The following is a 6,089-nucleotide window of genomic DNA, read 5'->3' as shown; positions in this document are numbered from 1 at the left end:
ATCTCCCACAACAATAGCATCTACTCCAGCACGAACTGCCTTTTCAATATATTCCTTTATATATAGTTTCATTTCTTTTTCATGATATATTCCATCACAAAAAAATTGATAATTACACAAAAAATTCACTTGTACGTTCCTTAAATGAGCATACGAAACGATTTCTTCTAATTTCTGGAAACTACTTAGTATTACTTCCTTAGTGTAACTTCTCTTCCCTCTTCCAGTAAAAGAAAATGACTGAAAAAGCTCATCATCAGCCCCTAAGTAAATTTCTTCTGCACCTGCTTCAATCAATGTTTTTGCCGAGTCAAAAGTACTAACTGGTGCTAATATTTTCATTGCTATCATCTCCTCACCAATGTATCTTTTTATAGATAGGTCAAGTGATATATTTCAATCAAATGACCTATTTCTATGTACTAACTTCATGCGATGATAACTAAATTAAATCAGCAATCATTGTGTGAAAAGTTCCAGCCTGCCCATTGACAAACTGACAAACAAGACTCATCATTAACTTTGTTTCCAACGATAATACCTAAGTTTTTCATAAATTTCACCTCCTTTCAAAATTTATGATATATTTAAACTACCTATAAACGTTATACATCCATAACATTAGATGCATTGAATACTAATCTTGAAAATTCTTTTTCTAGATTATCAGGTAGTATATCATTCTTATAAAATAGGGTATTTCCCTTTAAAACAAGTTCCCTTTGCATAATTCTGTTATACAATGATAAATATGTTTCCTTACAAGATTGACTACATTTAACCAGATTATAATATGGTAAATTCTTTACACAATAGTTTGTTATACATTTTCTTGCTGTGGTAATGAAAATATATGGATACCTTAACGATTTCTCGAAGGGCATTTTATTTTCTATTCGATTTCCTTGTAATGTATTTTCAAATTCTACTCTCTTAATCTTTAAATCTTCTATAATATCCCATGTTGGTTCTAGATTTAGTGATGCCGTTTCCAAAACTTGTCTAGTATCAACACTAACTTTATCAATCAAATTCATAACTACTGGACTTTTTTTCATTTTATTTAATAAACATCCTAAAACCAACTCAAACTGTTCATTATACACCCTATTAACGTGATACAGTAATCCCCAATCATTTATTACTATTTCACACTTAACGTTCTTTTCTACAAGATACTTTAGTATAGCCTCAATTGCTTCCCTATAATCCTCAATAATATATGGTGTTACTAACGTTAATTCTTTATGATTTATACTACAAAACTCTACTACTTGCTTTACTTCACCAAGGCTAATTCCAAGATGAGGACAAAATTCATTTCCATAATAAATCCGACTATACTCTTGAGTTACATTTTTAAGATACTTTATATTATTTATTTGTATTGCGTACTCCATAATTTAACTCCTTCAATATATTCGTCGGTGATGGTAATAAAAATGCTTGTTTCATAAATTGTTTCTGTTTTATTTTTAGCTCATCGCTTTTCAACAGAATAATTTCTTTCATTTTATGTACTATAGTTTCTTCGTCTAAAATTTGGTAATTAGGTACAATCTCAGAATACATTGGATTTTGATCAAAAAAACTCTGAAATATATCTGTATTATTTTCTGGAAATACTGTATATTCTTGTATGGTCCTATTTTCCAGTGAGATAAGACATAAAATACTGCCCTACAAAGGCTATTTGAAAAGCGATTTAATGTAATGAGTAAACTTGAAATATTAATTAACTTATCTGCTTCTTCAAAAGAAAGATTAACTAAATCCTTATTAATTTTTAAATTCTGAAATTCATTGTATTCAAAATTACATTCTCCTAATATAACAACCTCTAAATCAATGCCTACACTATTTAAATAATGTAAGACTATTCTAATTAAATTCAAATACAATTTAAATTTTGTTTCCGATGTCACTGCTTTCACCCAGTTACCTAGCGTTAATACCACCGTTTCCCGGTTCATATCTAACCCAAGACTCTGTTTTATTTTTTCTTCTTCCTCTACTTCAAACGTTGCTTTTGAATCGAATACAGAAAAATACTGTGTACGTTTTGACGCATAATCTAATTTTGCATCATGCTGTGGCACTGGTCTAAGTAATCCATTTATATAACATGGGACTTTAATAGAAACTTCTTTTTCATACAAAGATACTTCTTCATCATGAAAAGTACAATTGCCTAATGTATCAATAATATAAAAGGGAAGGTGAAATTTTTGCAAGCTATCTAAATCAAACACATTCCTCATATATACATTTTTCATATACATATGATAATCCGTAAAAATGAATAAATCTGGTTTAATTGCATTTACTAATTGATCAAGCAGAATGGAATTCTCTTTGGCATCCATAGTCAATATAGTGTGATTACTTGTTTTTATAAAAGAAAAATCTTCAATTATTGTTGTTCCTGTAAAATGTATTTCATTTCCATCTTGTGACAATCTTTCACCTAGCTTAATGGCAGTAAATATTTCACCGATTCCTAAAGAAGGACATATAATAATCAATGCTCTCATTTCACATTCAGCCTCTCTAATATTTATTCTTTTCAAGCGAACATGCAGTATAATAATCTTCAATGTCTGTCATATTAATGTTTTCAGAATAATCTTTTAAGTACATTATCTTATTTCCCTTCTCAATCAAATTAGTTAACCCATTTATCAATACTCGATTATCCTTCAGTTGTTCCTCATTTTCTAACATAGAATCAAATACGCTATCTTGAAAGACAGAGACACCACTCCAACACCACTCTGACATTATTTCGTTTTCCTTAGGTTTTTCAACCATAGTTACAATCCTATCGTCCTTTAATTCAAAATTGCATCCTGCCATTATTCTCTTTTTGTCCTTATAAGAAGTAGCACCCATAACAATACAATCATCATCTAATTTCTTAATTTCTTTAAAAAAACTTGGATTTTCATAATATTCATCACCAAGAAGAAAAATGAAGGGTTCACCTGCTACATAAGTTTTGAGTTCCAATAACGAGACACCTATACCTTGTGTTTTCTGTTCAATAACTAGATTGATATTGATTTCATTCCCCAAATCCGTATACGAGAGTAATGTTAAAATTAAATCCCCAAATATTTGGTTTAATGCAATAAAAACCTCTTTTACATTTGCTTCTATGAGCCATTTCAGCTGCTTTATAAGCAATGGTTCATCGTAAATTGGAAGATAACACTTAGGAAAATATTTGGTAATTGGATTCATTCTAACGCCTTCTCCACCTGCCATAATAATGGCACGATTTACTTTCATGTGCACTCCCCCTTTCTACTTAACTATCAAAATACAATATTCCTCATCTATAAAGATTTGAGAAGTTATTTTAATAAGTTTATTATTTTTTTATCAATTAGTTGACTTTTTCCATCTAAACTATGTACCATTTTCTGAAATACCTTACCATTATTTTTAGATTCCCAGTTAATGTATATATCGTAATTATCTTCTAACATTACGTCTTCTAACATAATAGAACAAGGATCTGCTAAATAACCTTCATAAAATATCTGTATTAATTGTGTGCTTTTATCTAAATTTAAAATAGTTTGGATTAATTTAAAAGTCTGAAGTAGAGATATTGCATTTTCATCTGGAAGAAAGCGTGAAAAATACAGTTTTACTGTAAAATGAGCGTCAAGGCATAAATTAAGACATTCTATCAACTCAGTATTTGTAAATACTTTACCTAATTTCTTCCTCATACTTTCATCTCCAGTAAAAGCAGTTATGGTACAATCTAACCTTCCACTTAATCCATTTTCAGTACATTTATTAATAAAATCTTCTGACGGTATTTGCCAAAATTCATTATATATTTTCGTTTCTATACTTAAAGCTTTGTACCTTGAAAAAAATTCTTCATAATATTTTTCTCCCATTGAACTGAAATCATGCGTTAACTTAATGTAGTCTAATTCAAAACTCCTCAAGTTATATATATCTTGAATCACATCATCTACATTTCTACAAATCAGTGCCTCTTTGCAATAGTAAGTTTCCCCTAATCTTGCCCTTCTAGCAGCTCCGCAACCAATACAGTTATAAATACATCCCCTTCCATTTACAAGCCACAAACTTTTTTCCTCTAATATAATTCCTGGATACGAAAATTCAGCATAATGTTCTTTGTTTTTTAAAAAACTATAATTACTATATTCAAAACCTTCAAAGTTATTTAAGATGTATTTTCTTTCACTTTTGATAATCTTATTTTCTTTTCGATATACCAAGTTAGCGATATTATCAATATCCTTCTTACTTTCTAGTGCTTCAACTAACATAGGAATTGGTTCTTCCCCATCTCCATCGATAATATAATCTATACTTTTAAAATCTCTCATTAATAATTCATGAAATAATGAAGCAGTAATTCCTCCAACAATAATGATAGCCTCGCTATTAGAATTTCTGATTCTATTAATTACCTCATAAGCACCTCTAGCATGTACAAACCAATGTAAACCTACAAGATAATAATCTGCCTTATGTGACAAAAGCCATTTTTCTAAACAAAACGTTTCATCAAGGTATACTTCCATGGGATAATTTAAAGCTTCTACTTCAAATCCTCTTTTTTGTATTTTATCTAGAATTCCGAATATTCCAGCTGCCATAACCCAATGATTCGGTTTTTCAGAACTTGATGGATGAATGTAACAAACTTTAGACATGTCAAACACCAGACCTTTCCAATTCAAACTGAGTCAAAATTTCAGGATAGTAACACATCTGTTTGCATTTCTCCATTGTTCTATCGCCCTTATATTCCCTAATCTTTTGAGAAAATTCTTGAAAATTTTCCACTTCATTTGATAAATCTATTGCATATTTGATAAACTGTATATCATGGATGATTTTGTCCCTATCAGTCGATCTTCCTACTAACTTTAAACTAGAAATTCCATACTTCTTAAAGTAATAGATTGCGCATGCACCGCAGCTCCCACATTTAGAAGCTGCATTGTATAGTTTATCTGTAATATTACTTGATTTATCTATTCTCGTTCCACTTATTCGGCCATCAAGTAAATCATATTTCAACATGCATCCCACAGAATATTCACCATTCTTTAGTTGTCCATCATAATCTATATAATTTATTCCATGTAAATGATTACAAAATCCATCAATATTAATACAGCCCTCATTTAGAATAAATACTTCATATTCCACATTTTCTACTTCTGTGGATATTTTTCTTATTTCATTTAATGTCACTTCTCGAGGCATTATAATTCGTGATACTTTTAAGCTATCCCGAAAAAACTCTGCAGCCCACTTATTAAATACCGAACCTCCTGTACTTAAATGAACACCGCATTGATATTTTTCGTAAAAGTACTTAATTAATCCTGGATCAGCAAAAATAATAGAATCAATTCCTGTTTCTAATGCATTCTTAACATAGTACTCAAGTAAACTAAGTTGTTCATTCGTATAACAATGCTCATTTATTGTAAAATAAACTTTGCAACTGAATGAATGAGCCTTTTTGACAACTCGTTTTAATTCTTCAAAACTAGACATATTAGAAGATGGCCAAGGTCTCCTATTGATTCCAGTAGCATATCCAAATCTATTAATCCATTCCGAATCTACTACACCACAATAAAATTCTTCTGCTCCAGCTTTAATATATTCTTCCATTCTTATGCTGTCTTTTAAACCCACGCAAATTTTCATTTCATTTCACTCCAAATCAAGCAAAAATTGTTCATTTTTTCATCAGTTTCCATTAGAATAGCGCAACATTTAAGTAACAATAAAACAGTTTCGGAGAAAGCAAAACACATGTCCACTATTCTAGAATTTTTATTCTTACAATAACCACCGCATAAAAATCGAGCAAAGCAATTACAACATGGTTGTTCTTCATAAACTGAGGTTAACAATGACACATAACTAGATTTATTAAAATCTTGTACTCGGATTCCATTTTCACATATAAAAACATCACCCTTTTGATTTATATATAAACTCTCTAACCCTGCTTTACAAGGAAATTGTATCCTCTTTTTCTTTATAATGTATTTTATGTATTTTACCAGAGC

6 protein-coding genes and 1 pseudogene are annotated in these 6,089 nt (G+C 30.0%); all 7 read right to left on the bottom strand.

The window, feature by feature from the left end:
• The coding region (locus ACW2QF_RS15555; RefSeq protein ID WP_455716926.1) for a hypothetical protein at nt 1-342 on the bottom strand (342 nt) is incomplete at its 3' end.
• 263 nt (nt 343-605) lie between these two features.
• Nucleotides 606-1,400 carry a hypothetical protein gene (locus ACW2QF_RS15550; RefSeq protein ID WP_455716925.1) on the bottom strand — a complete coding sequence of 265 codons (795 nt, stop codon included), beginning with the start codon at nt 1,398-1,400 and terminating at the stop codon, nt 606-608.
• Nucleotides 1,401-1,535: 135 nt separating this feature from the next.
• Entirely contained in the window at nt 1,536-2,570 is a 1,035-nt protein-coding gene (locus tag ACW2QF_RS15545) for a DUF6365 family protein (RefSeq protein WP_455716924.1), read from the bottom strand.
• A complete protein-coding gene (locus tag ACW2QF_RS15540) occupies nt 2,551-3,291 on the bottom strand; it encodes a nucleotidyltransferase family protein (protein WP_455716923.1) in 741 nt (246 codons plus the stop codon). The genes ACW2QF_RS15545 and ACW2QF_RS15540 overlap by 20 nt, the downstream gene beginning before the upstream one ends.
• 65 nt (nt 3,292-3,356) lie before the next feature.
• Nucleotides 3,357-4,652, bottom strand: a complete 1,296-nt coding sequence (locus tag ACW2QF_RS15535) for a B12-binding domain-containing radical SAM protein (protein WP_455716922.1) — start codon at nt 4,650-4,652, stop codon at nt 3,357-3,359.
• Nucleotides 4,653-4,710: 58 nt separating this feature from the next.
• Nucleotides 4,711-5,721 (bottom strand): peptidase U32 family protein, encoded by a 1,011-nt coding sequence (locus ACW2QF_RS15530; protein WP_455716921.1) that lies wholly within the window; start codon nt 5,719-5,721, stop codon nt 4,711-4,713.
• Nucleotides 5,718-6,089, bottom strand: a pseudogene (locus ACW2QF_RS15525) (hypothetical protein); the annotation flags it as partial. The pseudogene ACW2QF_RS15525 and the gene ACW2QF_RS15530, both read right to left, overlap by 4 nt.

This window comes from Anaerosporobacter sp., assembly GCF_965301125.1.
This window is presented reverse-complemented; position numbering and strand designations above follow the sequence as displayed.

Coding starts and splice junctions, on each gene's coding strand:
- ACW2QF_RS15550 (WP_455716925.1), bottom strand. CDS start 1,400: ATGGAGTACGCAATACAAATAAATAATATAAAGTATCTTAAAAATGTA.
- ACW2QF_RS15540 (WP_455716923.1), bottom strand. CDS start 3,291: ATGAAAGTAAATCGTGCCATTATTATGGCAGGTGGAGAAGGCGTTAGA.
- ACW2QF_RS15535 (WP_455716922.1), bottom strand. CDS start 4,652: ATGGCAGCTGGAATATTCGGAATTCTAGATAAAATACAAAAAAGAGGA.
- ACW2QF_RS15530 (WP_455716921.1), bottom strand. CDS start 5,721: ATGAAAATTTGCGTGGGTTTAAAAGACAGCATAAGAATGGAAGAATAT.